A 2,427-nucleotide genomic window follows, 5' to 3' on the forward strand; every position below is an offset into this window, starting at 1 on the left:
TGGTTGAACAAGGGCTTCACCTTCATGACCAACTTCTTGGGTACCATTAGCACTGATTGGGCCCGTATATTCAGGGGCAACAGGTTGAACCAAAGCTTCACCCTCATGACCTACTTCTTGTGTTCCATTGGCACTAATCGGTCCAGTGTACTCTGGATTTACAGGTTGAACCAACGCTTCGCCTTCGTGTCCAACTTCTTGGGTACCATTGGCACTGATTGGACCAGTATATTCTGGATTTGCAGGTTGAACAGCTGCCTCGCCTTCACGACCTGATTCTTGCGTACCTTTAGCGCTAATTGGTCCTGTGTACTCTGGATTAGCGGGTTGAACAGCAGCCTCGCCTTCATGACCTGGCTCCTGTGTTCCTTTTTCCAACTGATGCCCTTACTATCCCTATCAGCTGTCCCCTGACTAACTGTATTATCTTCTTTTATTGAAGACTCAAGCCCTTGTAAAGTATTTTCCAAAGGTTGGTCAAGCTCCGGCTTAGCAGAGTAACGCAGATAACCCACATACTCATAACCATCAATGGCAATAACACCCTTAGCCAAATCTTCTTTATTTGAAACCGCAAGAGTTTGATTATAGGCCTGCAACTCCTTGTTTTGCAAGGCAAGAACCTCTATCGGCACAAGGAGACTTTGCCCTGCGGCCCCAATCAAGACCAAGCCAATAATTTTTTTACGATGTTTTTTTGAAAATAGCAAGACAGCCATAGTCGCTGTTGCCAATCCCAAACCTGTCGCTGCCCAGTCAGAACTTCCTGTCTGAGGAAGAGTGGCTTGACTGTCTCCCTTACGTTTATAAACCAGATAAAAAGTGTCCTCATTTTGATATTCCTTAGGAATAGCATGTACCACTTGCTTCTGCTCTTCAGCTGTTAATTCATTTTCTGTGACATAGGCTATGTGTACCGATGCATCCGAAGTAACCTGGTCTGCCGAAACTGGTTTAGACACGAAAAGACCACCTGCTAACAAGAATGTCCCGATAGCAACTGGCCCTACACCTACTGACAATTTACGAATGGCGTATTTTGTCACTTTTTCAAAAACATGATTTGCTTGTTTCATTCAAAATCTTCCTATATGTTAATCCTTGTACCCCAAGGCACGTCAAAAAACGAAGACGTTATTGAAAAAACACGCACTCCATACATTTATTAACCTTCTTCCGAAGTCTATCATATCCTTTTTTTAATCTTTAAGCAAGTATTTTCTCTAATTTTTAATCAATATAAAAAACGAATTATGATTAGTAACTAGATCCTCGTGAAAATAATCAAACCTTTTCATATAAGCATTTTCATGCATATCACTATTTATGGGAATTCCCCCTATAATCTAAGTTACTAATATTTTTTGAATAAACCTCTTCACCTTTTGAGTTTTTATCTAATTTTTTAATATAAACAAAAACTATCTTGTAATAGACACAAAAGAGACCCACCCCTTATGGGATGAGTCTCTTTTTTCGAAAACCGAAATAGCCTAACTAACTATGTTGAGGGATCTAACCTATGAACTATCTTAGTCTTCTTTTTGCGTTTTCCTGCCAAACCAAGTCCAGCCACTGTCATCAAACCACCCAATAGAGTAGCCAATAATGAAGTGTTTTCACCTGTCTCAGGCAAAGCTTGCTTAGTATCAGTTGCAGCTGGTGTTGCTTTTGAGGCGACATGAACTGTATCTAATGCAGGAGCAGGTTTATGCACTGTTGGTGCTGGAGTTGCTTTAGTTTCTTGATTGTCAACCGTTGGTGTGTTCTTATCCGCATCTGTACGTGGATCCTTAACAATCACCTTAACTGGAACTTCGTCTTTAGAACCATCTGGATATGTGACAATAACAGTAGCGTCTTTGTTACCTTCAGTTGTAGTATCAACTGGTGTCTTGAATTCGAACTTAGTTCCATTTGGAAGGTCACTGACGTTGCCGATTGAGTTCTTCGCATCTGGAGTTTCGCCCTTGTTTACTGTTTGTTCCTTAGCTGTTGGAGTGTTCTTGTCCGCATCAGTACGTGGATCTACAACCTTAACTGTGACAGGAACTTCATCTTTAGAACCATCTGGGTAAGTGACGATAACTGTAGCGTCTTTGTCACCTTCTGTTGTTGTGTCAACTGGTGTCTTGTACTCGAACTTAGTGCCTTCTGGAAGATCTCCTACGTTGCCAATGGAATCCTTAGCGTTTGGTTGATCACCTGGTTTTACCGTTTGATCTTTAGCCACAGGTGTATTCTTATCGGCATCTGTACGTGGATCTTTAACAGTTACCTTAACTGGAACTTCATCTTTAGAACCATCTGGGTAAGTGACAATGACTACAGCGTCTTTTTCACCTTCTGTTGTTGTGTCAACAGGTGTCTTGTACTCGAACTTAGTGCCTTCTGGTAGATCACCGACATTACCGATTGAATCCTTAG

The 2,427-nt window shown here is 41.5% G+C and carries 1 protein-coding gene and 1 pseudogene; both read right to left on the reverse strand.

Features of this window, described 5'->3' with window-relative positions; translation table 11 throughout:
* Positions 1 to 1,076, reverse strand: a pseudogene (locus tag HSISS2_RS07510) (YSIRK-type signal peptide-containing protein); the annotation flags it as partial.
* Positions 1,077 to 1,501: 425 nt separating this feature from the next.
* On the reverse strand, positions 1,502 to 2,427 hold a 926-nt coding region (locus HSISS2_RS07515; RefSeq protein WP_134981521.1), incomplete at its 5' end, for a Rib/alpha-like domain-containing protein.

It is taken from the genome of Streptococcus sp. HSISS2, assembly GCF_000448665.1.
Classification (GTDB): Bacteria; Bacillota; Bacilli; order Lactobacillales; family Streptococcaceae; genus Streptococcus; species Streptococcus raffinosi.